The 23,685-nt window shown below is 71.9% G+C and carries 33 protein-coding genes; 16 read left to right on the forward strand and 17 right to left on the reverse strand.

Going from position 1 to position 23,685, the window contains the following annotated elements; all coding sequences use genetic code 11:
- Positions 1 to 159: 159 nt before the first annotated feature.
- Together E6R60_RS33095 and E6R60_RS36885 are read right to left on the reverse strand one after the other, a co-directional pair.
- Positions 160 to 597, reverse strand: a complete 438-nt coding sequence (locus E6R60_RS33095) for a hypothetical protein (RefSeq protein WP_136330408.1) — start codon at positions 595 to 597, stop codon at positions 160 to 162.
- A gap of 96 nt (positions 598 to 693) precedes the next feature.
- A complete protein-coding gene (locus E6R60_RS36885) occupies positions 694 to 1,035 on the reverse strand; it encodes an SH3 domain-containing protein (protein ID WP_168713716.1) in 342 nt (113 codons plus the stop codon).
- A 538-nt stretch (positions 1,036 to 1,573) separates the two neighbouring features.
- On the opposite strand from E6R60_RS36885, the gene E6R60_RS33105 reads away from it, so the two are divergent.
- Together E6R60_RS33105 and E6R60_RS33110 are read left to right on the forward strand one after the other, a co-directional pair.
- Positions 1,574 to 2,338, forward strand: a complete 765-nt coding sequence (locus E6R60_RS33105; RefSeq protein WP_168713717.1) for an IclR family transcriptional regulator C-terminal domain-containing protein — start codon at positions 1,574 to 1,576, stop codon at positions 2,336 to 2,338.
- Between the two features lie 375 nt (positions 2,339 to 2,713).
- Entirely contained in the window at positions 2,714 to 3,022 is a 309-nt protein-coding gene (locus E6R60_RS33110; protein ID WP_136330411.1) for a hypothetical protein, read from the forward strand.
- A gap of 31 nt (positions 3,023 to 3,053) precedes the next feature.
- Here E6R60_RS33110 and E6R60_RS33115 read toward each other — a convergent pair whose 3' ends face one another.
- Together E6R60_RS33115 and E6R60_RS33120 are read right to left on the reverse strand one after the other, a co-directional pair.
- On the reverse strand, positions 3,054 to 3,254 hold the full coding sequence (locus E6R60_RS33115; RefSeq protein ID WP_136330412.1) for a hypothetical protein: 201 nt from the start codon (positions 3,252 to 3,254) through the stop codon (positions 3,054 to 3,056).
- 67 nt (positions 3,255 to 3,321) lie between these two features.
- On the reverse strand, positions 3,322 to 4,869 hold the full coding sequence (locus E6R60_RS33120; RefSeq protein ID WP_136330413.1) for a hypothetical protein: 1,548 nt from the start codon (positions 4,867 to 4,869) through the stop codon (positions 3,322 to 3,324).
- Between the two features lie 117 nt (positions 4,870 to 4,986).
- Between E6R60_RS33120 and E6R60_RS33125 the strand changes: the two genes are divergently transcribed.
- From E6R60_RS33125 to E6R60_RS33135, 4 genes are all read left to right on the forward strand, one after another.
- The gene (locus E6R60_RS33125) at positions 4,987 to 5,700 is read left to right on the forward strand and encodes a type II toxin-antitoxin system Phd/YefM family antitoxin (RefSeq protein WP_136330414.1); all 714 of its coding nucleotides are present in this window, start codon (positions 4,987 to 4,989) and stop codon (positions 5,698 to 5,700) included.
- Between the two features lie 46 nt (positions 5,701 to 5,746).
- A complete protein-coding gene (locus tag E6R60_RS33130) occupies positions 5,747 to 6,406 on the forward strand; it encodes a hypothetical protein (RefSeq protein ID WP_206309579.1) in 660 nt (219 codons plus the stop codon).
- 111 nt (positions 6,407 to 6,517) lie between these two features.
- Complete coding sequence (locus E6R60_RS37085) at positions 6,518 to 7,099, forward strand: hypothetical protein (protein WP_206309580.1); 582 nt, start codon at positions 6,518 to 6,520, stop codon at positions 7,097 to 7,099.
- Positions 7,100 to 7,112: 13 nt separating this feature from the next.
- On the forward strand, positions 7,113 to 7,475 hold the full coding sequence (locus E6R60_RS33135; RefSeq protein ID WP_136330415.1) for a hypothetical protein: 363 nt from the start codon (positions 7,113 to 7,115) through the stop codon (positions 7,473 to 7,475).
- Between the two features lie 73 nt (positions 7,476 to 7,548).
- Here E6R60_RS33135 and E6R60_RS33140 read toward each other — a convergent pair whose 3' ends face one another.
- The 12 genes from E6R60_RS33140 to E6R60_RS33190 form a co-directional block, all read right to left on the reverse strand.
- The gene (locus tag E6R60_RS33140) at positions 7,549 to 8,946 is read right to left on the reverse strand and encodes a hypothetical protein (protein WP_136330416.1); all 1,398 of its coding nucleotides are present in this window, start codon (positions 8,944 to 8,946) and stop codon (positions 7,549 to 7,551) included.
- A 186-nt stretch (positions 8,947 to 9,132) separates the two neighbouring features.
- Complete coding sequence (locus E6R60_RS33145) at positions 9,133 to 9,594, reverse strand: hypothetical protein (protein WP_136330417.1); 462 nt, start codon at positions 9,592 to 9,594, stop codon at positions 9,133 to 9,135.
- On the reverse strand, positions 9,591 to 10,727 hold the full coding sequence (locus E6R60_RS33150; RefSeq protein WP_136330418.1) for a hypothetical protein: 1,137 nt from the start codon (positions 10,725 to 10,727) through the stop codon (positions 9,591 to 9,593). Before E6R60_RS33150 ends, E6R60_RS33145 begins: the two co-directional genes overlap by 4 nt.
- Positions 10,724 to 11,764 (reverse strand): hypothetical protein, encoded by a 1,041-nt coding sequence (locus E6R60_RS37650; protein ID WP_240802784.1) that lies wholly within the window; start codon positions 11,762 to 11,764, stop codon positions 10,724 to 10,726. The genes E6R60_RS33150 and E6R60_RS37650 overlap by 4 nt, the downstream gene beginning before the upstream one ends.
- The gene (locus tag E6R60_RS33160) at positions 11,761 to 12,144 is read right to left on the reverse strand and encodes a hypothetical protein (RefSeq protein WP_136330419.1); all 384 of its coding nucleotides are present in this window, start codon (positions 12,142 to 12,144) and stop codon (positions 11,761 to 11,763) included. The genes E6R60_RS37650 and E6R60_RS33160 overlap by 4 nt, the downstream gene beginning before the upstream one ends.
- The gene (locus E6R60_RS33165) at positions 12,141 to 12,761 is read right to left on the reverse strand and encodes a hypothetical protein (RefSeq protein ID WP_136330420.1); all 621 of its coding nucleotides are present in this window, start codon (positions 12,759 to 12,761) and stop codon (positions 12,141 to 12,143) included. Before E6R60_RS33165 ends, E6R60_RS33160 begins: the two co-directional genes overlap by 4 nt.
- Positions 12,758 to 13,408 (reverse strand): hypothetical protein, encoded by a 651-nt coding sequence (locus E6R60_RS33170; RefSeq protein ID WP_136330421.1) that lies wholly within the window; start codon positions 13,406 to 13,408, stop codon positions 12,758 to 12,760. The genes E6R60_RS33165 and E6R60_RS33170 overlap by 4 nt, the downstream gene beginning before the upstream one ends.
- Positions 13,409 to 13,413: 5 nt before the next feature.
- Positions 13,414 to 14,640 (reverse strand): hypothetical protein, encoded by a 1,227-nt coding sequence (locus E6R60_RS33175; RefSeq protein ID WP_136330422.1) that lies wholly within the window; start codon positions 14,638 to 14,640, stop codon positions 13,414 to 13,416.
- A 16-nt stretch (positions 14,641 to 14,656) separates the two neighbouring features.
- Complete coding sequence (locus tag E6R60_RS33180) at positions 14,657 to 15,325, reverse strand: hypothetical protein (protein WP_136330423.1); 669 nt, start codon at positions 15,323 to 15,325, stop codon at positions 14,657 to 14,659.
- Positions 15,326 to 15,329: 4 nt separating this feature from the next.
- On the reverse strand, positions 15,330 to 15,524 hold the full coding sequence (locus tag E6R60_RS33185; RefSeq protein WP_136330424.1) for a hypothetical protein: 195 nt from the start codon (positions 15,522 to 15,524) through the stop codon (positions 15,330 to 15,332).
- Positions 15,521 to 15,697 carry a hypothetical protein gene (locus E6R60_RS36890; RefSeq protein ID WP_168713718.1) on the reverse strand — a complete coding sequence of 59 codons (177 nt, stop codon included), beginning with the start codon at positions 15,695 to 15,697 and terminating at the stop codon, positions 15,521 to 15,523. Before E6R60_RS36890 ends, E6R60_RS33185 begins: the two co-directional genes overlap by 4 nt.
- Positions 15,697 to 16,056, reverse strand: coding sequence for a hypothetical protein (locus E6R60_RS33190; protein WP_136330425.1), 360 nt, complete (start codon positions 16,054 to 16,056; stop codon positions 15,697 to 15,699). Before E6R60_RS33190 ends, E6R60_RS36890 begins: the two co-directional genes overlap by 1 nt.
- A gap of 290 nt (positions 16,057 to 16,346) precedes the next feature.
- Here E6R60_RS33190 and E6R60_RS33195 point away from each other — a divergent pair, with 290 nt between their 5' ends.
- The 10 genes from E6R60_RS33195 to E6R60_RS33235 all read left to right on the forward strand — a co-directional run bounded on the left by E6R60_RS33195 (position 16,347) and on the right by E6R60_RS33235 (position 22,621).
- Entirely contained in the window at positions 16,347 to 16,868 is a 522-nt protein-coding gene (locus tag E6R60_RS33195; RefSeq protein ID WP_136330426.1) for a hypothetical protein, read from the forward strand.
- A gap of 57 nt (positions 16,869 to 16,925) precedes the next feature.
- Positions 16,926 to 17,402, forward strand: coding sequence for a hypothetical protein (locus E6R60_RS33200; RefSeq protein ID WP_136330427.1), 477 nt, complete (start codon positions 16,926 to 16,928; stop codon positions 17,400 to 17,402).
- Entirely contained in the window at positions 17,399 to 17,698 is a 300-nt protein-coding gene (locus E6R60_RS33205) for a hypothetical protein (protein ID WP_136330428.1), read from the forward strand. The genes E6R60_RS33200 and E6R60_RS33205 overlap by 4 nt, the downstream gene beginning before the upstream one ends.
- A gap of 25 nt (positions 17,699 to 17,723) precedes the next feature.
- Positions 17,724 to 18,362 carry a hypothetical protein gene (locus tag E6R60_RS36895; RefSeq protein WP_168713719.1) on the forward strand — a complete coding sequence of 213 codons (639 nt, stop codon included), beginning with the start codon at positions 17,724 to 17,726 and terminating at the stop codon, positions 18,360 to 18,362.
- A complete protein-coding gene (locus E6R60_RS36900; RefSeq protein WP_168713720.1) occupies positions 18,359 to 19,309 on the forward strand; it encodes an ATP-binding protein in 951 nt (316 codons plus the stop codon). The genes E6R60_RS36895 and E6R60_RS36900 overlap by 4 nt, the downstream gene beginning before the upstream one ends.
- A gap of 43 nt (positions 19,310 to 19,352) precedes the next feature.
- Positions 19,353 to 19,961: a DUF4326 domain-containing protein gene (locus E6R60_RS33215; RefSeq protein ID WP_136330430.1), complete on the forward strand. Its 609-nt coding sequence runs from the start codon at positions 19,353 to 19,355 to the stop codon at positions 19,959 to 19,961.
- Positions 19,958 to 20,737 (forward strand): hypothetical protein, encoded by a 780-nt coding sequence (locus E6R60_RS33220; RefSeq protein WP_136330431.1) that lies wholly within the window; start codon positions 19,958 to 19,960, stop codon positions 20,735 to 20,737. Before E6R60_RS33215 ends, E6R60_RS33220 begins: the two co-directional genes overlap by 4 nt.
- A 71-nt stretch (positions 20,738 to 20,808) precedes the next feature.
- The gene (locus tag E6R60_RS37990) at positions 20,809 to 21,714 is read left to right on the forward strand and encodes an NUDIX domain-containing protein (protein ID WP_346766101.1); all 906 of its coding nucleotides are present in this window, start codon (positions 20,809 to 20,811) and stop codon (positions 21,712 to 21,714) included.
- A complete protein-coding gene (locus E6R60_RS33230) occupies positions 21,708 to 22,160 on the forward strand; it encodes a protein kilB (RefSeq protein ID WP_136330432.1) in 453 nt (150 codons plus the stop codon). The genes E6R60_RS37990 and E6R60_RS33230 overlap by 7 nt, the downstream gene beginning before the upstream one ends.
- 20 nt (positions 22,161 to 22,180) lie before the next feature.
- Positions 22,181 to 22,621 carry a hypothetical protein gene (locus E6R60_RS33235; protein ID WP_136330433.1) on the forward strand — a complete coding sequence of 147 codons (441 nt, stop codon included), beginning with the start codon at positions 22,181 to 22,183 and terminating at the stop codon, positions 22,619 to 22,621.
- A gap of 113 nt (positions 22,622 to 22,734) precedes the next feature.
- On the opposite strand, the gene E6R60_RS33240 is transcribed toward E6R60_RS33235, so the two are convergent.
- Positions 22,735 to 23,568, reverse strand: coding sequence for a hypothetical protein (locus E6R60_RS33240; RefSeq protein WP_136330434.1), 834 nt, complete (start codon positions 23,566 to 23,568; stop codon positions 22,735 to 22,737).
- Between the last annotated feature and the right edge of the window lie 117 nt (positions 23,569 to 23,685).

A 23,685-nucleotide genomic window follows, 5' to 3' on the forward strand; every position in this document is an offset into this window, starting at 1 on the left:
ACCGGGCCCCGCCCGTTGATGGTCATTCTGGCCAGATAACCCGCGCGCTTCGGCGGCCCCCGAAAGCCTTCGTGGGCCGGGGTGGTCGTCGCGGTGCGGCACGGCCGGGGCCCGGGCCTCAGCAGCATGGAGAACTGCTGTTGCCCGGGCCCTCGAACGTCAGGCTCCGCGGGCTGCCATGGCGATGCCGCCGGTGATGGCGGGGGCGCCGTGCGGTGCGGGGCCGGTGAGTGCGGGCCCTTGGGGCAGGGTCGTGCTGGCCTGCCAGTGCAGGACGGTTCCCTCGGTCGAGCGGGCTGGGTACACGTACCGGGTGCTGCCCGCGGCCTTGTCGGTGTGCATGGCGTCCATGAGCGTCCCGGCCACTATCTCGCCCCGGCCCTTCGCGCACACGGCGGCCTCCTGCCACACCGCCTTGCCGCTCTCCTCCTCGGCGGGCAGTGTCGTGCACACCAGGAGTCGCTGGTTGACGGACTCGCTCCACCGGCCGCCGGGCACGATGCCGGCGGGCGGCTCCAGGCGGACGGCGACGACCTGGTCGGCCCGCACCCACTGGTCGGCCACCCGGACCCACGTGGCGCTGAGTTGCGCTGTCACGTCTCTTCTCCTCGGTCGGTGAGTGAACGGTGCAGGGCGGGCCCCCGGGGGTGCCCGCCCTGCGTTGGTGCCCTCCCTGTCGGGAGGCTGTGGGGACTACGCGAGGCCCACGTACCTCCAGGAGATCCACGCCTTGGTGCCCTTGTGGGCGCCCTGGCGGATGGTGCTGTAGTACCAGAGGTTCTTGCCGTCGCTGGTCTTGTAGGTGCAGTGGTAGGTGAAGTCGGTGCCCTTGGCGAGCTGGCCGTAGGAGCTGTAGTTCGTTCCCGGGCCGCTGCGGATGTTCACGTTGCTGGAGAGGGTCTCCCACACGCTTCCGGGCTTGGAGTCCTTGATGTTGCACTTCGAGGAGCCGACGGCAGCGTTCGCTGCCGGGGCCAGGGCGACGGCCCCGCCCAGCAGGACGCTCGCGGTCAGGCCTACGGACACTGCGCGCATACGAATACTCAAAGCACTTCCCCCGTGGTGTCGTGAATTCCTTGAAAGGGCAGTCAAAGCGCGACCTATTCGCCCTGTCAAATCTTTTCGCACCGCGCAATACTCGTCATCTCGTAGGCTTTTCGCACCGCGCAATAGCGCTGGTAATGGGAATGCCTGAGTATGCAATTTCGCGTGATGCGTTCGTGTCATTTCGCGTGGCGAAATCCACGGCACTTCCACCCGAAATGGTGCGATGTAAAACCCTCTGAGCTTTCCGCGTGGCGCATGTAGGGTTGTGATCACCTGTTCGATCCGTGACCTATGGGGGGTGACGAGGGTCTAGGGGTTCAAGGGCCACGTCCGACCGGCCACGCCGTGCGGGCAGCAGGCCTATGGGGAGGACCGCCCACTTCTACCCCACGGGGGAAGGGCGGCATGCGCGACAAGGAACAGCATGCTCAGCCGCATCACGCCGAAGGAAATTCACGCAACCGAATCAACGCCGGGAAACGCACCCGCTGAACGCTCGGGCGGAACAGTTCACGCCCACCGCGTCATGCTCGTCGTCCAGGCCTTCACGCTTCTGCCAGGAACCGACCACGGCCCCAGCGAGCTTGCTGCCGCCACGGGCCTGAACATCGCGGTCGTCTACCGCATCCTGCAATCGGGGATAACCACCTCGATCTTCCTGCGGGTGCCGCCCGGCCGCTACCGGCTCGGGCCCGGCGCCGCCCGGATCGGCATGCAGGCCATGGCGACCACACCCGACGCCACCGCCGCCCGCCCCGTACTGGAACGCCTCAGCCGGGTCGTGGACGGCTTCGCGCTCCTGTGGGTGCTCTCCCCCTACGGCGGCCCCCGCAAGGCCTACGCCGCCAGTGCCCCGGGCCGCTACGACTTCGAGTCGTTCGGACTCCCCCTCGCCGACCTCGTGGAGATGGGCCAGTCTCTGCGCGTGGGCGCCGCCGGCCGCGTCATCGCCGCCCACCTTCCCCCCTCCCTGGTCTCCGCCATCCTGGAGCAGCCGCTGCCCGCCGGAGCCGGACCGGGGACCGAGCGCGCCGCCGCGGCGTTCGTCACGTCCCTCGCCGGAGTGCGCGAGTCGGGCTACGCCGTCTCCCGCGAGGAGGTCCCCGGGTGGAGTGCGGTCGCCGCGCCCGTCATGTGGGGCCGCACCGTCTACGGAGCCGTCTCCGTCGTCAAGCCCTCCTCGCTGATGCCCGAGGACCTGGCCCTGCCCGTCGCCGCGACCACCGCGGCCGCCGAACGGCTCACCGTGCTCGCCTCCGGCGACGCGGACCCCTACCCCTTAGCCGGATAGCGGGCCGAAACACAGTCAGGGCCGCTCCGTACGCCCGGGAACGGGGTACGGAGCGGCCCTTCGTCGTGTCAGGGTGCGGCGCCACGGGGGGAGCGCCGCACCCTGCGATCAGCGTAGCGACGTCGCGCCCAGCTCGTGGGCAATTCCGCCCCGGCTCAAACTCACATCTTAAGAGGTGAGTTTGAGGGGTGAGTGCGTCCCGGCCGGACCGGCACCGCCCCGCCCGGCCGTCGTTGACGGAGCATGAGTGGAAAGAAGCGCCCGCGGGCGCGGACGGGAAAGCGCCTGCGGTGCAACCGGTGTGGCTGCTACGCGCCGAGAGACCTCGCGTCCAAGGCTGCCGAGGAATGGGCCGGGAAGTGGGAGGGAGGCCGCTTGGTGCTGATCGTGTGCCCGCCGTGCCAGACCCCCCTGGAGAATGCGGCGGCCGAAGCGAACGACGCCGAGCTGGCCGTTGCCCGCGCTGACGGCGGGAGGTTCCTGCCGGACCCGGTGCTGTGCATCACCGGCACGCTGGAGGACCCCGGAACCGTCCTGTACGGCCGCAACCACCTCCAGCGCATCAGGACGGCGGGACAGGCCGAAAACCTGGGCCTCGTCTCCCGCCTCCCGGCCGATACGCGGTGCGTGCCGATCGTCGGCGGGGTGATGGTCTACCTGCCCGGCCAACGGGCCGCCCCGTAGGCCGGGCAGGACCCAGGAACAGGGCAGGCGCTCAGGGGAGCAGGCCGGGGCCGCGCGTGTGCCGCCCCTCGCTGTCGACCACGATCAGGGGCGGGCAGTCGGGGCAGGAGAACAGGTTCTGCGATCCGAGCCACCGCCATCCCGCGTCCCACAGGGGCCGCCACTGCACATCGGCGGGGCGCGGAACGGTTGCGGCGCACCGCGTGCAGGCGACGGTGGTGGACTTCGACATCGAGGTTCCTTCGGGGTGGGGCGTGTTCAGGTCGTACGGCGCCGCCGCTGCGTACGCGACGGCTGGTCTACTCGGCGTCGACGGCGGCGTCGGCGGTGAGCTGGTGGACGGTGCGGGACTCCTTCGTCGGGCGCATCGGGGCGCCGTCGGGTCCGCGCACGTACTCGACCACGGTGATCTCCTCGTGGTGGTGGTGCTGCTTGTCGGGGTCCTCGCGGTGCAGGCGCGGGTTCATGCAGTGGGAGCGGTCGTACTCGGCGATCACCTGCCGGTAGTCCAGCTTCCGGCCGCTCGGCACCGGCGCGGCCGGCGTCGGCTCGTCGGGGCGGGGGCGCCGTCCCCGGAGGGTGACGAGGTGGACGGCGGAGTCGTCCGCGACGCCCTTGCGCCGGTCGCGGCGCAGGTCGGTCGGCTTGCGTGGCTGGACGCGCTGCTGGGTGATCGGCCGCTTGGTGACCTGTTCCTGGGTGATGAAGTCCCAGCACGCGTAGACGACGTGGGCGACCTCGTCGGTGGTGCCGATGTGCATCGGGCCCGGGGTCTCGGTGGCGCCCGTCGTGGTCTCGTTGTCGGCCATCAGCGGCGGCATGCCGGGCACGGCGTGGGTGGGACGGGTCCAGAAGGTCAGCCACCACGTCGGCTTCGCCCGGCCGTCGAAGGCCTCGATGTGGCGCACGGTGCCGTCGGGCCCGAACCACCGCCAGAACGGCTGACGCGGGCCCGCGACCGGGGTCGGCTGGATGTGCGCGGGGGCGTGCGCGAAGTCGGCGGCCCACGGCCCCCAGGACACCGCGACCACGTCCGCCGGCCGTTCCTCGCCCTGCGGGACGGTCCGCACGAGCGGTTTGCCGAAGGCGATGAATCCTCGGGTGGCGGGCACCCGGTGCGGCGCGAGCGGCCCCTTGCGGCCGCGCTCCGCCTTGCGGATGGCGGCCTCGGTCATCTCCTCGTCCACGTGGTACAGCCGCGCCCGGGCGAGCCGGTCGTTCTCCTGCGCGAGCAGCACCCGGGCGGCGTCGTCGGCGCCGTTCAGGAACGGCACGAGGGTACCGGTGTTCTCGAACAGCGCCATGGCGAGCCGGTTGACGGCGGGTTTGCCCTGCTGCGCGCTGATCAGCCGGGCCCGGAGGTCGGGCAGGCGTCGCGGGTCGATCGGCTCCGTGGCGGCCGTGGCGGGGAAGCGGCGGGGCCCGGCTTCGAGCAACGCGTGCACCCCGGAGCCGATTGCGAGCAGCTTCTGCGCGTTCTCGGTGGAGGCCGCACAGGTGCGCGCGACCAGGTCGTGGAGCTGGGAGTCGTCTTCGCCGTCGATCGCGGACTGGAGCAGGCTCGCGATGGCCGGGGGCGCGGCGGGCAGGTTCCGCGCGACGCTGAAGTGGCCGTAGCCGCCCGCCTGCCAGCGCTCGGCCGCTGCCCGGCACATGCTCAGCAGCTCCGCGACGACGGGCGCCTGCCGGTCGAGCAGGGCGATGTGTGCGCTGTGGGCGCGGAGCTGGTCGGCCACCTCCGTGGTCGGCCCCGACAGGGCCTCTCCGGCAAGGGTGGCCAGGCGCTCGGCGAGGGCGGCGTCCTGCGCGGTCGGGGCGGGACTGGGGCGATCGGTGATGCCGGACATGCCCGCCAGTATCCCAAGGCGGGAAGTGCGCGCCGGCCATCCGACTCCGTACTCCGATCCGGTCAATTTCCGTAAGGCGCCTTACGGAAATCCCGTAAGGCGCCTTACGGTGTCGTCATGGATGAGACGACTGCCATACCGCCCGCCGGTGTTCCCGCCCGCGTGCCACCCCGGTACAAGGAACTGGTCGAGCAGTGGGGCGCGCCGATCGGCGTGGAGGAAGCACGCAACCGCTGGGGCCAGCTGGTGGCCGCAGCCGAGGACGGCGCGATCACCCTGGTCGCCATGGACACCACGGCGAGCCTCGGCTACCCGACATGGGCCGCCATCGCCCCCCTGGACAAGGTCGCCGACCCCGGCCGCTGCCCCGTGTGGCCGCTCACCTCCGCCCGCCCCAAGCTGGCGGACGTGATCGCGGACGCCACCCGGTTCCCCGACGGTGCCCCGCAGATCCTGACCCGTCACCGGCGCCCGGTCGCCGCGGTGGTCGCCGCCCTCACCCTGGTCGACCTGCCGCCCGACGGCGAACGCATCACGGTGGACGCCTTCCTGCGGGAGGGCGGCACCATCACCCTTGGGTTCGACCCCGGGCAGGACGGCGCCACCGATGACGAGGGCGACGTGATCCAGGAACCGATGCCCGAGGGCTACTTCGCGGTCGCCACGGAGCCGGACGGCCGCGAGGTCGGACGGGGCGGAGGCGACAGCGTCGCGGAGGCGCTGCTGCGGCTGTGGCGCCCGCCCGCGCACCTGTACTCGGACGAGCCGCCGTTCGACCCCTGGGGCACGCCCCCGCCTGACGACCTGCCGGAATCCACGATGCAGTTCTGACCCCTCAGATGCAGTTCTGACCCCTCATGACGAAGGAGCGACCTACGTGACCACACCCCTCAAAACCCTCTCCTCCTACGGACCGCGCCAGTTCGGTGACCGGATCGGCCTCGCCGAGTGGCAGTTCGAGCGGGCCCTGCGCCTGGGACTGATCCCGGCCGCCGACGCGGGCGGCCGCTGGTCGGACACCGTCTTCAACGAGGTCACCTCCCGCCTCGACGCCGTCCGTACGGCGGTCGGCACCATCCCCGACGTCGGTGCCGCCCGCGCGGAGCAGCACCTCGCCGAACGGTTCGGCATCACCGTCAACCCGGGGGCGGCCGCCGAACTCTCCCGCCGGGGACACCTCCCAACCCGCGGGGACTACCGGGGGCACACCTTGTACTGCGGGCTGACCCTGGAGGCCTTCGCCGACCGCCGCAAGGTCGAACGGGCCTCCCGTGCCGGCCAGCTGCACATGCGTGACGAAGCGGCCCGTGTCCTGGAGCTGCGCGACGCGGACTTCGAGCACCTGGTGCGCGCGGGCCTGCTGACCCACTCGGAGACGACGGTCTCCTCCTGGCACAAGGGCACCGTCGTGCGGCTGTACCGGCAGGCGGACCTCGACCGAGTGCTCCGTTCCTCCCGCGTCGACTGGGCGGCGGTCCGTGCGACGCCGAAGGGCCGCCCGTCCCCGCTGGCGGCGCTCCCGACCCGTACGGGGTGACCGCTGTCCTCCCGCTCGAAAGCGCGGCGGCCGACGGTCCGGGAGCGTCCCGGGCTGTCGGTCGCCTGTGGAATCCTGCCTACCGGACCAACGAGCAAGAGGGGGAACGTGATGACGCACCCGATGGTGAGCCGGTCGGGAGTGCCGCAGAGCGCCCTGCCGCTGATCTCGGCGGTCTGTGGGGCTGTCGCCGTGGGGGCGTCCCTCGTCGTCACCGCGAAGGCGCATCTGCTGTACGGCAACGTGCCCTGGGGGCCGCTGCTGTGCGTGGCCGCCAGCGGGGCGGGGGCGGTCGTGGGGTGGTGGGGGTTTCGCCTGCTGGGCTTCCGCTACCGCCCGTTGACGCCCCGGATTTTCGCGGTCGCCGTGGTGCTCGGGGCCGCTACGGTCTGGGGCGTCCATGCTCTCGCCTCGGAGGTCTGGAAGACGGCCTCGCAGCGGTACACCGACGAACTGGGCGGTCCGGGCGCCTGCCTGGCCGGGACGCCTTATGGGGAACAGGCGGCGTCGGTCATCACCGTGCCGCAGCGCAGCGGTCACCCGATGGAGGTCTGGCCCGGCACGGTGGACGGCTCGAAGGAGCCCGTCCCCACACAGGTTCTCCGGCTCACCTTCGCCGACAACGGCTCCCGCCCGTTGGCCCCGGCAGACGACGCATCCCGCGAACTCCTTCGCGCCTACGGTTGCCACTGAGAGGATCGGACCCATGGAGTTGAAGATCGGCACGCTGGACGGTTCGACGCAGGCAGCAACTCAGGTCACGGGTCCGACGATCGGCAAGACCCGGCCCGCTGCGGGGACGGTCGACGCTCGCGCCGGCTGGACGTGCGACGCGGGCGCCTCCCTGATCGCCGAAGCGATGACTCCCGGCCCGGGACGGCTCGGCACACTGCACGCCGTGATCTACGTGTGCCCGGACCACCAGGATGAGGCGGAGGAACGGATGGTCACGGCCGGGTACGAGCCGGAGACCCGGCCCGCCCCGCCGTCCCACCGCTGGGATCCCTGGCCCTGCGGACAGGTCACCTCGTTCAGCGTCGAAGCGGTCGAAGCTCTCGCTGCCCCCTGATCCCCCCGCGCGACAACGGCGGCCCCCGAGGACTTCTCGGGGGCCGCCGCCGTACGTACGGGCAGAAGGCGACTCAGTCGCCCCGCACCACGTACACCGTGTCCAGGAACGGCTTGCCCTCCGGCCCCTTCGGGTAGTCCAGGACGGTGATGTCCTCGTGGGTGCATCCGCCCTCGCGGTGCAGAGCCGGGTTCATGCAGTGGTCGCGCGAGTGCTCGCGGACCCACCACTGCCCGCGGTCGTAGCGGCGGGTCGGCTCCGTTCCGTCCGTCTCACGCCGGGAACGCGGCACGGAAGCCTGGCGGCCCCGGATGGTCACCAGCTGCACCGTGCCGTCGTCGGTGATCCCCCGGCGCCGGTCGGCGCGGAGCTTCACCGGCTTGCGCTTCTCCTCGGCGACGTCGACCACCGGCTTGCCCACCCGTTCCTGGGTGATCAGGTCCCAGCAGCCGACGACCGCGCGGGCGGCGAAGTCGGCGTTCTCCTGCGAGGCGTACGTCTCGGCGAGCACGTCCCCGACGGTCATTCGCTCGAAGCCGATCGGGGCCAGTGGCGGTGTCGCGGCCGTGTGCGCGTACAGCGTCAGGAACCACGTGGTCGGCTCGTCCGGCCTGCCCGGAACCTGCCAGGGACTCCAGGACGCGGCGACCAGCGGCGCCATGCCGGGCGCGTAGTCGACCGGCTGGTCGAGCACGAGGAACCCGGAGGGGGAGGGGACGCGCCGGGTGTCGAGCGGCGTCTTCCTCGGGCGGGCGGCCTTGCGGGTGGCGACCGCCGTGGTGTCGGCATCGGCGAAGAACATCCGCGCGCCGCGCAACCGGTCCCGCTCCTGCGCGCACAGCAGACGCGCCCGCTCCACATGACTCAGCCCGGGGAACAGATCCTCCGGGAAGAGGGCGGTGAGCTGTTCCTCGCTCATCTCCCGGGCCGTCCCCTCGGACGTCTCCGGAGCCTCCACGCGGGCCACCAGCTGACGGCGCCACTCCGCGACCTGGCGCGGCTTGACCGCCCACGGTCCGGGCTCGACGCCGTCGATGACGAGCGTGGGCAGCGTGCCGTCCGGGTCGAGCACCGCGGCGACACGGGCGAGGGTGCGCAGCAGTTCCAGCAGCGGGGCGCCGGCGCGCTCGAACGCCCAGACCTTCCGCTCGTACGCGGGGAAGTTGTTCTGGTACACGTCGCCCAGGGCGTCCCAGACGTCCTCGTCGTCCAGGTCGATCAGGGCGAACATGGCCTGCTCGATGGTGCGGCCGTGCTGTTCCTCCAGCTGGAGCAGCTGCGAGGCACCGAACAGGGCGACCTGCGCGCCGCTGCCGCCCTTGATCGGGTCTCCGCCCGTGGCGATGCGCCGCAGGGTGCGCTCGAAGCGCTCGTCCTCCAGGGCGGGGCTGAGCTGGTAGCTGCGGGCCAGGGCGGTCAGGTGCCGCCAGTTGTCCGCGGTTGCTTGGGTGGCGACGAAGATGCCGGACACGTGCTGTCTCCTGCGGGTAGGGACGGAAAGGACTGGGGCGGGGGCCGGTGGCCGCTGGGGGCCTTCGCCGGCCCCCAGGCCCCCGCTGCCACGGCACCGACCGGCGCGGTCAGGTAGTGGTCGGTGCCGCTGGGTGCGCGCCGGACGGCACCGTGGTCTGGGTGCCGTCCGGCAGGTGATTGGGCGTCAGAGCGGGATGCAGCCGACGCTGATGTGCCAGTACGGGCCGCCGTACGGCCCGAGGTGATAGCCGATGGTCGTCAGGTCGGTGTCGGGCAGGCCCGGCGCGATGATCAACGAGAGGCTGCCGCCGCCGTACCGTGCCAAGGCCGTCCACTGGTGGATGCGGGGGTCCGACGGGATGACGATGCGTGCGGCGCTCTCCTCGCACAGGAGCTGTATCGTCACCCGCCCGTCCCTCTCCAGCGTCCACCGGGCCTGCGAGTCGACGGCCCGGGCGGTCTGGCCCCGGGGAACCAGCCGGTAGCGGGTGACGAAGTCGTCCACCTCCGCCTGGTCGACGCCCGGCTTCACCACCAGGACCAGCGCGGCGATCAGTCCGTCAGCCGTCGGCATGCCGGTCGGCACGGCATCCACCAGCGGCAGACCCTCGTACACGGTCCCGCCGAGCCCTCTGCTCTGGTTCACAGCCCGATCCCCTCGGTCGCGTTGTCGTCCCACTTCTCGCCCTCGTCCACGTACTCCCAGAACACTGGCGAGTTCGGTGACCAGCCGCCCTGTGCGCGCAGCTTCTCGGTCCGCTTGCCCTTGCGGCGGCCGGTGGTGACGAGTCCCCGGCGGCCGGAGTGCCCGGTGATCCGTCGCCCGGTCATGCCCGCGTACTTCGCCGAACGGGAGATCGCCCGGCCGCATCCGTCGGGCGACAGCTTCTCGGCGCCGAGGTTGCCCCACTGGTCGACGGGCAGGTACGCGGGCCCGTCAGGGGCCGCGCCGGCGGCGAGCTTGGCTTCCTTCCACGCGATCCAGCAGCGCACCGCGCAGGTGTCGACGTTCTCCCCGTAGGAGACGACGACGTCGCGGGCCGGACGCCCCTTCACGCTGGGGACGTGGACCTCCAGGCCCTCAGCCACGAGCACGATGCCGGTGTCCTCCAGCTCGCTCATCTCCTCGTTGCGGCCCGCGACGGCGAACCGCATGGTGTGCAGCGACCGGTCTCGCAGCCGGGCCAGATCCGGCACGACGAGCACGCGGCGGCGCCGGGCGTCCGGCTGCGGCTGGCGCTCGCGCGGCGCGGTGTTCATCTTCCGCAGGTCGGCCGGGGTGATCGCGGCGGCCTTCCCGCGGCCGCGCTTCTGCCGGTTCTTGTCCAGCTTGAGCGGCTTGAGCGCCTGGGTGGCGGCCGCCCGGGCGGCCTTGGGCACGTCGTAGCCGTACCGGCGAGCCTCGGAGGCAACCCCGGTCACCCGACGCTCGATCGAGTTGGGCGCGGCCTCCTTGACCTCGTCCAGCCACCTCACGAACGCGACGTAGGTGCCCACCGTGATCGTGCTGAGCGGCAGGCGGACGCCCGTCTGCTCGGCAAGCCACTTGTGGAACTCCTCCCACAGCTCCCAGTCCCGGGCGTACCCGGTACGGGTCTTGTCCGGCCGGTTCTGGTACTGGTACTCGGCGGCTTCCGTGTCCAGCGCAGCGAGCACGGCGGCCACCGGGTCGTGCACGGCGACCTCGCCGGCGCCGGGGGCGTCGTCGGCGTCCACCAGCTCGGCGTCGACCACCTCCACCGGCTCCAGCTCGATCCCGCGATCCTGGGTGGTCGTCATTCGGCGGCCTCGACCTCGCCGCTGAGCTTGCGGACCCGCTCGGCAGCGTGCGTGATGCGCTTCGCCTCGACCCGGAGGGTCGAGCCGTCCTCGTCGTGCTCCGTGCAGTCCGCCGCGACCTCGCCCACCAGGCGGGCGACCTCGTCCAGAACCCCAGCGGCATCCTTCAACCCGGGCGACAGCTCCCCGCGCTCCAGGTAGTGGGCGGCACGGGCGAACTCGTCGTAGGCGGGCAGGTCGTCGCGGGTGGCGACGGCGGCCTGCTCCTCCTCCTCGGCGGGGAAGGGCACGTACACCTGGGTGAGCATCAGCCCGGGCTGCTTGCTCTCCGCCGGAGTGCCGAGACCCGAGACAGTCCCCACCAGCCGGGGATGGATGGTGTGCACCTGGTCCTCCTCGCCCGGCAGGGCCCGGTGGTGGTCGTCCAGGGACAGCGGCATCTCGTCGGGGAGCTGGGCCAGCAGCGTCCGCAGCTGGCCCACGGTGTCGACCATCGGCGCCGCGGCGACCGCCGACCGCAGTCGGGGCGCCTGCTCCGCGTAGGTGTCGCGGGCGTCGACTGCGGCCCGTCCGAGGGCGAACGCGACGTGACTCATCACCTCGTCGCGCGTCTCGCGGTCCAGGCCGATCCGGTTGTCCGGGTTCTCCGCGAGCAGCTGGTAGTAGAGGGTGCACTGCCCCTCGGCCCACACCCGAAGGTCGTCGGCCACCGCGAGTTCGGTGGTGTCGAGCGCGGCCGCCACCTGGTCCCACGTCGCCCCGAGTCGCAGCGCCTCCCACACCGTGCTGCACCGCTCGCTGCGGACGTCCCGGCGGATCGCCTCGCCCAGTGCGAGCTGGGTCAGGGCGTCCCCGGCGTCGCCCCGCTCGACCGGGTGCGGGAAGTCCTCGGGGAGGCTGGTGTTCAGCAGCCGCAGACCGGCATCGGCCCGCTTCTCTACCAGGGAGGTCAGCGGCGTGCCGGCGGGAACGTCGTCGGGACGGCGGATCTCGGCGGCCCTGAACGCCGCGTGCGGGTCGGTGTATGCCTCGCTCATGCCTGCTCTCCGAACGGCGCGGGAACGCTGTAGCCGTGCTCGCGCAGCCACCGGTGGGCCGCCTTCTCCTCGGCCATCAGCCGGTCGTAGACGCGGTCACCGTCGGTCGTCATGTCCTTGAAGGCGACGCGGCCGATGCGGGTCTGGGCCCACTGGCACACGGCCCACTCCGGCTGGCCGGTGTCGCTGTTGTACGCGGCCGGGTGCAGCGAGCCGTCCCGGACGAAGATGTCCCGCTCGCTCTCCATCGCCTCGACCTTGGCCTCGGCGGCGGCGAGCAGGGCCCGGGCCTCCTCCACCTCCTTCTGCGCTGCGGTGATCCGGTCCTCGAAGTACGTGGTGACGACGGCCGTGCCGTCGATCTGCTCGATGGCGCTCACTGGTTCTCCTTGGTCTCGATCGCGGCGGACGCGTTCAGCTCCGCCGTCACCCACTTCGCCGCCGCGGCGACGGTGCTGAACGGCTTGTCGCCGCTGTTCTTCGCCCAGACCGTGTAGCCCTGCTGGAAATCAGGGCCGACGGCCGCAGACCAGATCGTGGCGCCCCGCTTGCCCCGGCCCTCGGTGATGACACCGACGATGTCCTTCTCCGACAGCTGGTCGACCTTCTCCAGCGAGCAGAGGTAGGCGCCGGGCGTGACGTAGTCCCGCAGGTCGAGCAGCGGCGGGCCCGCGTAGAGCCACAGGCCACCGGCCTTCTTCGGGGCCTGCCCGTAGCCGGTGCGCACCGTGGTGGTCGTCCGGGTGGTGTACTCCTCGCCGCCGATCAGGTGGGCGATGCCGCAGGACCGGCACAGCACCCGCACGGTGATCCGGTCGTAGTGCCCGTGGTGGCCGCACTCCTCGTTCGGGCACGCGTGCTCCGGGCCGTCCCGGCGGGGGCGCCGTTCGTCGGCCAGGGTCTGCTGGGCCACCTCCCACGCGGGCTTGGCGCAGTCCGGCCCGTGCCGGAACGGCTGCCAGTCCAGGTGGGCGGCGATGGCGTCGGCACTGCTCATCGGGAGTCCTCCGTCATCGCGCCGGCGGGGAGGAAGGCGTCTTCCTGGTTGTCGGTGGTCCCGGTGAACAGGGCGCCGAACCGGTCCATCCGGCCCTCGTCGCGCTTGGCGGCCGCGTACTGCTCCAGCGCGGCACCGAGCCCAATGTCACGCCCGGAGGCGTCCAGTTGGGCGTTGAAGATGCCGGGACGGAAGAGGCGGTCGGCGTCCGGGTCGGACTGGCGCAGCACCGCGAGGTTGGCGTCCATCACCGCGGCATCCGCCCGCTCCTGCACCATGTCCCGCGCCTCCTGGTCGGCGGAGGCCTTCGCCAGGGCCCACGCCCGGGCGGCGGGGGCGTCCACGAAGGGTTCGCCGACCTTCTCGCAGTGCTCGGCCATTTCCCGGCACTCGGCAGCGGTGCACAGGACCCGCACCTCGGCGTACAGGCCGTACGGTTTGTCCTCCACGGTGACGTTCTCGCCCACCGTGCTGGCCTGGCGCAGTGCCGTGCAGCCCATGACCGCGGCTTCGGTGTCGACGTGGTGCAGGACGTCCTTGATCAGCCCGGTGCGGCCGCCGTGCCGGGCGACGTTGGTGGTTGCGATGCCTTCGGTGTGGACGACGGCGGCGGTGCCGTCGGGAAGGGTGACGGTGGTGAGTGCCATGGCCGTCACTTCCCGTCCGCGGTGAGCCACCGCAGCAGGCCGGTGACGGTGTCCTGCACGGCGGCCTCGCTGCCGGAGAGGACGGCATCGAGCAGCCCGAGACCCGGGGTGTCCTTGCGGTAGACGAGCACGAGATCCTGGCTGTCGTCCGGCAGCGTCTCCGGGAGGGTGTGCAGCGGCATCATCGGGCCGGACGTGACGTTGGCCGTCCTCACCTCGCCGGCCGGGACGGCGCGGGGCCGGTATCCGATCCGGTGCACCAGGTTGTGCGCGGGGTCGTCATCTTCACGGCACCCGCCGGGGCCGGGGCACGGCCGGGGCTGCGGATCGGCGTTGTGCCGACGGGCCAGTTCTCCGCACAGCTCCGCCAGCCGCTTCACGCCGACGCTGCGGGTCTCGCCTGCGGCAACGGAGCGGGCCAGCGTCTCGGTCTCGCGCACCAGGTGCTCGGGAGCCATATGGAACGCGTTCGGCAGGTCCAGATGAGGGGCGTCAGCCGACGGTGAGACCCACGCCGTCAGGTCGGCGCTGCCGTCCAGGTCTACGATGCGGGTCTTCTGCCTGGCGAACACCTCCAGGGGCAGCTCGCCCGAGGTCTTCTCCTCGCCGCCGGACTCGATCGGGTACGGCTTCCGGTTCTGTCGGATCAGCCGGTCCAGCTCCCTGCGGACCCCCTCCGGGGACCGGTCGGTGAACAGGCCGTTCTCCCGGAACAGGAAGGCGGCCTCGTCCAGCATGAGCAGGACACGGTCGGTCGAGCCGCCGGTGCGCTCCTGCTGGACGGCCAGCACCGCAGCGAGCATGTCCGCGGGCGTCTTGCCGGGCGTGGACTTCTCCAACTCCTCACGCAGCCGCAGGAGTTCCACGGTCTGATCCTGGAGCTTGGTGGCGGCCCACGCGCGGGCGGCCTCGGCCTCGACGTCCTCGTCGGCGTCGCGGCGGTACTGCTCGGCGACGGCGGCGCACTCGTCCTCGGTGCACAGCACGCGCGCCACCGCCTCGGCGCCGACGGGGTGCTTGATGACCTCGACCTCGGCCTCTTCCAGCTCGGCGGCGATGCACTCGGAGACCATGCGCAGGCACCGGCGGGCGTTGTCCTCCAGCTCCGCGAGGTGGTCGTCGGTGAGCGGCACGGAGACGTTCGGGACGCTCCAGCCGACACGGTGGACGTGGACGGTGTAGTGGCGGTCCGGCTCTCCCGGCACGAGGAGGAGCGGTACGGACAGCGGCATGGTGTGGCCTCTCGGGCTAGTTGGAGTTGTTGGTGATGGCGAGACGGGCGAAGCCGAACAGCACGAGGAGCGTCCCGGCGACGACCGCGGGAAACGCCACGTGGGTGCACAGGGAGTCGACGTTCTGGGCGACCCACACCGTGAAGTCGGTGCCGGGGGAGGCGCCCTTGGGCTTGGTGTAGTCGTACTGGCCCATGCCCGCGCCGGCGGCGACGCAGAGCGCGCCGACCAGCACGAAGCCGATCGAGGCGCGGCGCTGCTGTCGCTTGTCGTAGTAGCCCGTGCGGACACGCTCCTGGTAGACGGCGAGTTCCCCGGGGGCGAAGTCCAGTTCCTTCTGCGCGACCCATTCGGCGGCGGCCTTGGCCTCGATCGACTCGGCTGCGTCGAAGTGGTGCCGCTGGGCGACGTCGTGGCAGTCGGCCTCGTCGCACATGGCGCGGCCAGTCATCGTCACCGACCCGTCCGGGTGCTCGGCGACGTCGATGTCCGGTTCGGTGAGCTGGGCGTAGGCGCAGGTGGACGCGGCCTTCCGAACGCCCTCGCGCACTGCGCTCTCCAGCGCCGTGCGGCCGTCCGGTTCGGCGGCGAGCTGCTCGGCGCTCCAGCGCTGGCGCTCGGTGTGCACCGTGTACCGGCGGTCTATCGGCGGCGTGGTGAGGGTGACGGGCACGTTCAGCGGCATGGGGTCAGCCACTCTTTCGGGTGGTGGTCGCCGCACGGGCGAGCCGGGCGAGATGCTCGAAGTCGGCGTCGGTGAGCGGGCCACCGTCGGGGCGGGCGTAGGAGATGACGACGCGCGGGCCGGGCGGGCGGAACAGCTCAAGCTGCCCGTCGCACAGGGGAGTTGCCTCCGCCGCCGGCGCGTTGGTGAGGTCGCTCATCGGCCGTGTTCCCTTCGGATCTGGCGGCTGAGACGCCGGTAGACGAGCCGCTGCGGCGCCATGCCCTCGAACACGTTCTTCGCCCGTCCGGCGTGCACCCGCATCAGGGCCACGTAGAACCGGGCCATGAACGCGGCGGCCACCACGGCGGTGACGATGAGGAAGGTCGGCATCACGCGCCCTCGCGGTGCACGAAGATGGTGGCGCGGAAGCAGCCGCGGGTGCGGCGCTCGTCGTCCTTCCACCCGGCGTACAGCTCCTCGCGCCCGTCGGTGGTGTAGTCGACGTCCACGCGGGCGTCGACGTGGTCGGCCCACCGGCGGATCGTGTCGCGCTGGAGGTCCGGGGTGAAGCCGACCCCGGCCGCCGTGCCGATGAGGTTGCCGTTGGGGGCGAGCGTCCACAGCAGCGGGGGCAGGTCGTTGGTCGCGCCGTGCTCGATGAGGTCGGTGAGGTGCCGCTGTGCGCGGCGCTGCCACTCGTAGAGGGTGGCGTCGGGGACCGTGTCGGTCCGGTCGTCAGTCTGGGGCACGTCCGTTCGATTCCTTTCGTCTCGGCGGACCGTTCGCTGACCTGTCGTCATGTCCGGTTTATCGCCTCGGATATGGCACGTTATCCGAGCCGAGACGCGCCGGTCCACCGCATCACCCGAACGAGTGCAGAATTTCGCCAATATTCTGCGGGGTCTATACGGGGTCGGTGCCGGCGGGGCATACTCCCCATGTAGAACCCGAAGAACCGGGCAAGAATTCGCCGGACGGGTTGCTAGCGGCCCACCCCGGCCGCTCGAAACCGCAAAGATCCATTGGAAGGCACACGCTGATGAAGTCCACGCTCACCGAACTGGTCGCCGCCGCTGCGACCGGCACCGCCGAGAACAGCCCGCTGCCGCTCGACCTCGCCATCGCGCTCTACACCGCAGTCGCCGAGGACCGTGCCGCCATGAGCCTCAACGGTGCGCCCACCACCGCACAGATGACGGTCGAGATCAGCGGCACGGGCGACCCGGACGAGTACCTCGCCGTCGTGGAGAGCAGCCTGCGCTACGCCCTCACCCTGGACGGCGACTCGGCGGTCACCCGCCTGTGCTGGACCCTCGACTGCTGGGGCGAGAGCGTCGGCCGCGGGATGCTCACCCGCCCCTGCCACGACCACCTCGACAACATCGTGCCGGGCCTGCTGCCGAACGCCGCTGACGACATCCGCCCCGGCGACCGCGAGGCGGCCGCACGCGAGAGCCGCACCATGCGCCTGAACGCCTGGGAGCAGGAGGCGCGCAGCGCTCTGGTCGAGCACCAGGGCGACCTGCGCGTCATCGACGGACTCCGTACGGAGTCCGCGTAAGCGCCCCGTCGCAGCAACGTCCCGCCCACGCAGCACGATCGACCACGGAAGGTCCGCATGAAGATCACCATCGAAGGCGCAGACAAGGAGTTCGCGGAGAAGCTGGTCGTGCTGGCCGCTCAGCACAAGGCGGAGCTGACCGTCACCACGGTCGACACCACATGGACCACGGAGCGGGCGGAGCAGTTCCTCGCCTCCCTGCCGGCCAACGCGCTGCGCTTCGCCAAGCTCGTCGTGGACGCCGACGGCGACAAGTCCGCCGAGGAGCTGCGCGTGGAGTTCCACGGCGAGCTGCGCGGCCCGACCATCGCCCTGTCCCGGGCGGTGCCGCGGGGCGTGCGCCGCAAGTGGTGGCCCTCGGGTACCGAGGCGCCCATCGCGCCCCGGTACGACCCCGAACACCCCAGCTGGCAGAAGGCCATCGCGTACACGATGACCAGCGAGAACGTCACGGCTTTCCGTGCCGCCTTCGCGCGGCTGGGCATGGGCCCGGCCCCGGAAGCCCACGCCGAGAACGGGGAGGGAGAGGCGTGAGCACCCGCATCCCGCGCAACGCCAAGAGGGTCTTCTACGCCACGGAAAGCACCACCCGGACCAAGCCCGACGGGGAGGTCGTCCGGGTCGCCGGGCGCGAGCAGCGCTCCACCACCTTCCGTGAGGCGCGCAAGTTCCTGGACGACCTCGGTGTCCCCGGCGGCGTCGCCGTCTGGACCGCGCGCAGCCAGCAGACCAACGCCTACGCCGACCGGCGCGCGGACGGCACGTGGGTGGCCCTGGACCGGCTGACCGGCGAGTGGGAGCCGCTTCCCGAGCCCGCCCGCCACCTCTGACCAACTCATCCTGAAAGGAACGGACATGACGTTATTCGGTACACACTCGACCTCCCGGGCTGATGCCCTGTGGCGGGCGCTCACCGAGCAGGAGCCGGGCGTCGCCGCCGCGCTCGCCATGCAGCTGCGCGACCTGCCCGAGGACTGGGCTCCGCGCGTGCTTGGCGTCGCCCGGCCGCACGCCGCGCTGGAGCTGCCCGCGACGGCCAGGGTGCCCATGGAGATCGAGCCGTTCAACGCCGCCGACTGGGAGGACTGCGCGGCCTGCGCGGAACTCGAAGACCTCTGCCGCTACCACGAGGGCTACTCCGCCGGGTACGAGGCGCTGAACGGCCCGCTGACCGAGGCCTCGCGCGTCGACCCGACGGTCACCGTCAAGGACGCGCTCCAGCGGCTGATCGACGCCGACGAAGCGGCGGGGCGGGGCGAACTCGCCGCCGTCGTGGACCACCTGACCGGCACGGAGACCGCGACGGACACGACGCCGCAGGCCTCCGTGCCGCTGACCGCCCGGGAGTTCTTCGCGGTCGTGGACCTCACGCGCCCGTACATCCCGGAGGTGGACGACCCCGAGGACGACGACCGCGACGACGCCCACGCCGGCTGCATCGAGCCGCACGTCTCCGCCGACGGATACACCGACTGCGACGGGAAGCCGCTGTGACCAAGTCTCCGCTCCTCAACCTGCCTTCCGGGGCGCTCGTGGTCGCGATCGGCCCGGCTGCGTCCGGCAAGTCGTCCCTCGCGGCCGTTGCGACGGCCGTCGGGGTGGTCGACGTGGTGCTGTGCCTCGACACTCTGCGGGGCGAGATCGGCGGGGATCCGGGCGACCAGTCCGTCACGCCGGCGGCCGTGGAGCGCCAGAACTACCTCCTGGAGTGGCACCTGAGCGAGGGGGAGACGGTGTTCCTGGACAGCACGAACGTAGAGCCCCGCATCCGTGAGGAGCTGCTCGGGCGGGCCCGCTGGCACGGTCGCCCCGTCATCGCCCTGCGGTTCCTGCCCGACCTCGACACCTGCCTGACCCGCAATGCGCTGCGGCCGCCCAACCGGCGCGTGCCCGACAGCACGCTGCGCTGGCAGCACGACCTCACGCGAGAGGCCACCTCGGACACCCTGCTCCGTGAGGGCTTCACCGCCGTGCACGACATCGTCCCCACCCCGACAGGAGCCACCATGCGCAACGACACCATCCCCGCCGAGCGGATCGCCGACGCCGTCGCCGTGCTGCGCAAGGCGCAGGAGGGCGACGAGGAGGCGCGCGACGCCCTCGCCGAGTTCTTCCCGGAGTACGAGGGGCTGGTCATGCAGACCGATCACGCCCGGTACCTCGAACTCGCCGCCAAGGCCGGACTCGTGGCGACGCACCTGCTGGTCATCCACTACGGAAAGGGGTGGGGGACCTCGGTGGACACCTACACCTCGGACTTCGGGATGCCGCTCGCCTCGGTGAACCTCGGGGACTACCCCGGTCGGACCGAAGCGGTCCGGGAAGCCGTCCGCGCCGCGACGGACAACGGATGGACGCTCGCCCCCGAGAGCGACTGGTCCGACTTCGACTGCGGCGGCGGGGAGATCCACATCCCCATCCACGCGCGGCCGACGCACTGACTGCCCGCACCGCACCTCTGACCAGCAGAAAGGACCCCATCCCATGCGTACCTGCACCCGTATCCAGCGTCAGCGCACCGAGGGCTGGCGCAAGCCCGAGGGCTGCATGATCGTGGACAGGACGTCCGACTTCGGCAACCCGTTCACCGTCGCGCAGCTGGTGGACATCGGCTACAAGGAGCCGGAGGCCCGGCAGACCGCCATCGCCGAGTTCCGCCCGTGGCTGCGCGGAAGCCGCTCCAACTGGACCTCCACCGAGGGCGACCAGCGCCGGGAGAAAATCCTCGCCCGGCTGCCGGAGCTGCACGGCATGGACCTGGCGTGCCCGTGCGCGCCCAGCGAGCCGTGCCACGCCGACGTCCTGCTGGAGTGGGCCGCGCTCTCCCCGCTCGCCCTGGAGGTCCGCATCGCCTCGACCCGGGCCCGGGTCGACCGACAGCGCATGTGGCGGGGCGAGAAGCCGCTGTACGACGCCGACGACCTGGCCGACGTCCTCACGCAGGACGTGCACACCACCTGCCTGGTCGACTACGACCCGGGCGACGGCATCCCGGTGCGCTGCGACAACCGCACCTGGAACCAGTACGTGCGGCGCCAGCGGCAGCGCGAGCACCCGACGGCGATGATCCGCCTGGTGGAGGTCTTCGGATGAGCACGCCGGACGAACTCCCCCGCCTCGACCGGGCCACGGAGCACGCGGAGACCGTCCACCGCATCTACCTCGACCGGCGGGCCGCCCCGCCGGCGCGCGAGCTCCTGCTCGCCGTGGCGTACGCCCTCGCCATCGCCCCCGGCGAGCCGGGCCGGGTACTGAACACCGCCGCCCGGGTCCTGGGCCGCAAGGGGGGTCGCCCGCGGTTCGACGCGCTGGTCGCCGACGACGCCCCGCGCTACGAGCCGCCCCGCGCGGCAGGCAACTGGAGCCCCGGGCAGGCACCGGGGTGCGAGGCTCCGCGCTTGCGCCCGTACGTCTACCGGCCTCGCCCGGCCCCCTCCCCCATGGACGACGAGGCCGTGGTGCCGCTGCGGCCGCTGCCCGAGCCGATCGTGCACGTCGGCCCGGACTACGTCCCGCCGGTCGACTACCGCAACGAGCGCGGGATCTGCGGCGCCGACTCCCACCACAAGGTGCTGGAGCTGGACCCGCGCACCGGCTGGACGATCCCGCACTGGTTCTGCAAGCGGCACGTCGACCACGCCGAACGCGTCGCGGAGCAGGTCCGCGAGCAGAACGCGGCCGCACCCGAACCGATCCCGAACCGCGGCGGCCTGCTGCCGGCGTACTTCGCGGCGCCGTGGGAGGACGTCTACCCGCAGTACGCCCCGGCGAGCTGGACGCCGCCCTCCTACGGCCTCTGCGCCGACGACTGGCCCGACCCGGGCAGCCCGCCCCCGGTCAGCGCACCGCGCCGCCTGCGGGCCGTGTAGCGCGCTTTATCTGGCCAGAAAGACCACCAACCAGGGCCGGGACTTCCCCGGCCCGTACGAGAAGGAGATCCATGAGTACCTACGAGACCGACCTCGCCGCCGCGAAGCGCTCGCGCACGGCGTGGGGCTGCGGATGCGGAGCCGACAACCCGGCGACGTACGACGCCTGCCACGACTGCGGCCGCCCCTCGTGGACGTGCGCGGCCTGCGGCACCGTCAACCCCTCCGCCCGCAGCAACTGCAACGAGTGCGACAACGCGATGCCCGCCGAGCTGCTGGGCGACCGCGAGGAGGGATTCGAGATGACCTGGGAGGAGTGGATCGCCACCCAGATCGGCCCCCGCGTCGTCGGCGGCCGGTACAACCACGGCCACGCCGGGAGCACGTACGAGGTCCTGGCGATCGAGCGCGGCCCGCGCCCGCTCGGCACCTGGCCCGTGTGGGACATCTCGGTCCGCTACGACGAGGACGGCCGGGAGCGGACGCACTGCACCGGCTGGGACGCCCGCCGCGACACCGTGGTGACGCAGCCGCCCGCCGACGGAGAGGACGCGTGGCACTACACGGCCGACGTGGTGGCGGTCGACCCGAAGGGTCGGGTGCTGCTCATCGAGCGCCGCTGGGATCCGTTCGCCGGCCGCCGGGCCCTGCCGGGTGGGTACCTGGAACCGGGCGAGGACTCCCGGGTGGGCGCTGCGAGGGAGTTGGCCGAGGAGACCCGCGTTCGGGTCTCCGCCGCCGACCTGACGCCGATCGGGACCTTCGACGCTCCCGGCCGTGACCCGCGCGGGCGGTTCAGCACGGACGCCTACCTCGCCCGGGTGCCCGCCGACACCGTGGCGGTGGCCGACGACGACGCGGCGAACGTGTACTGGATGGACCTGAACGCCGCCCTGGAGGTTGAGCTGGCCTTCGACCACGCCGACATCCTGCGCGCCGCCAGCCGCCTCCTGACGGGCAAGGAGGGCTCGTGCTGAGTACCGTGATCGCGGTCGTGGGCACGCTGCTTGGTGCGGTCGTCGCGGGGGTGCTCCAGCACCGCACCGCCCGCACCACCCGCAGTGAGGCCCGGGACGACCACCGTCGCGACCGGGAGCTGGAGGCCGTCACCGCCCTCGCCTCCGCCGTCGCCGGCCACCGCCGGGCCATGGCCGTACGGGAAGGCCTGCGGCTGTCCGGGGCCGACCCGCAGGCCATCGCTGCGGCCCGTGCCGAGTCCCACGCCACCCGGTCCGCCATCGAGGCGCCGAGGGTTCAGGTGTCGATCCTGGTGCCCTCGCTCGCCGCGGCCGCCGAGGAGGCGATCCGCGCGACGCGCACTCTGCGCGGAGCCACCGACGAGCAGACACTCGAGACTCTCCGCGAGAACGCCTTGACGGCTGCGGACCGCCTCATCGCGGCCGCCGCCCGCCACTTCGCCTGACACCAACCGAGAGGAACACCATGAACAGCACCCTGACGACCCTCGCCGAGGAAGCCGCCCGGCAGCTCGCCCGCCCCGAAGCCTGGTTCGGGCTGAGCGGCCACCGACTCACCGGGGAGGACGTCGCCTTCCACATCGAAGCCGCGGGACGCCTGATGGAGCGCGAGACCTGGGATCCCCAGCTCTACGCCCCCTTCTCCGGCCACCACCTGCGCGACGCCCTCGACAGCACCGTCAACGACGGCATGGGTGACGCCGACACCCGGTACGTGGCCCGCACCGTGCTGGAGACGCTGCTCCGGCTCGTCACCGGGGCGCCGTACGTCGACTACGAGGTGTGGAGCGAGCACTCCTCCCGGACCCTCGAAGAGGTCCTGACGCTCTGCCGGACGGCCGCGCGGGTCGCACGGCACATCGGCCCGCAGAAGCCCATCACCCCGAACCTCCCCACGCTGCCGTAGCGCCTGCACCTGGTGCACCACGGCGGCACTGCCGCACAACGACGCGGGCCCCGGCTCCCCCTCTGCGAGGGGACCGCCGGGGCCCGCGGGTTATCTGGCCAGAAAGACCACCATCACTCGGCGGACTCCCTCACCTCGAACTCGGACACGCACTCGCCGCACATGATGCTGCGGCGCTCAAGGGTCTTCGGGGAGACCCGGATGACCGCGGGCGGGGTGCATTCGCAGGTGGCCTTGACGTAGTTGCGGTCCTCCTTCTCCTTCTTCCCGGTCGGGGCTCCGCCGTCCGCGCCGGCGTCGGTGTCGCCGTCCGCACCGCCGGTCGTCCCGCCCTTGTTGCCGCCGCCGCGAGAGCGGGTGGCGAAGATGTCGGGCCTGCGGGTCGCGTGGATCGCTGCGTCCAGGGCGGCGATCTCGTCGGCGTACGTCTTCGCAGCCTCCTCGCCCAGCTCGGTCCCGGCGGACCCGTACTTCTTCTTCCATTTGGCGTCGATGTTGGGCCGTTGGACGAGTCCCAGCTCCTCGGCCTTCGTGCGGAAGTCCTTGTTGTGGTACTGGCTGGCGGAGCAGTCATCGACGCCGTTGTGCTCATTGGCCGCATGGGCGGCCTCGTGCAGCAGGTGTCCGAAGACCTTGGGCGCGCCGCCCGAGAGCGACTCGGCGGTGACGAACACCTCGTGGTGCTCGGTGTCGCCGTCTCGCAGGCGCCACCGGCGGGGCGCGAAGTGTGCCAGTTCCACGGCGCTCGCGCGGCCGCCCGTGGCCATGCTGATGACGGCCTCGGGGACATCCGAGTGCCGGGCGCGGATCGCGTTCCAGCCGGTCACCAGTGCGGCGGTGATTCCGGCGGCGATCTCGGCGACGGTCGCGACGGGCAGGTCCGGCACGGCTTCCAGGGTCGGAGGTCCAGCGGGCTCGGGGATGAGGGCGACGGCTTCTGTGGTCATGTCTCAACCCTAGCGGAAAGTCACCTCTTAAGAGGTGACTTTCCGGGGTGAGTTGATCCTGTCCCTCGCCACGACCAGACCGTACGCCGGGAGTTGACGCTGAAACGCGGAGAGGGC

Source organism: Streptomyces sp. A0642 (assembly GCF_004795105.1).
GTDB lineage: Bacteria > Actinomycetota > Actinomycetes > Streptomycetales > Streptomycetaceae > Streptomyces.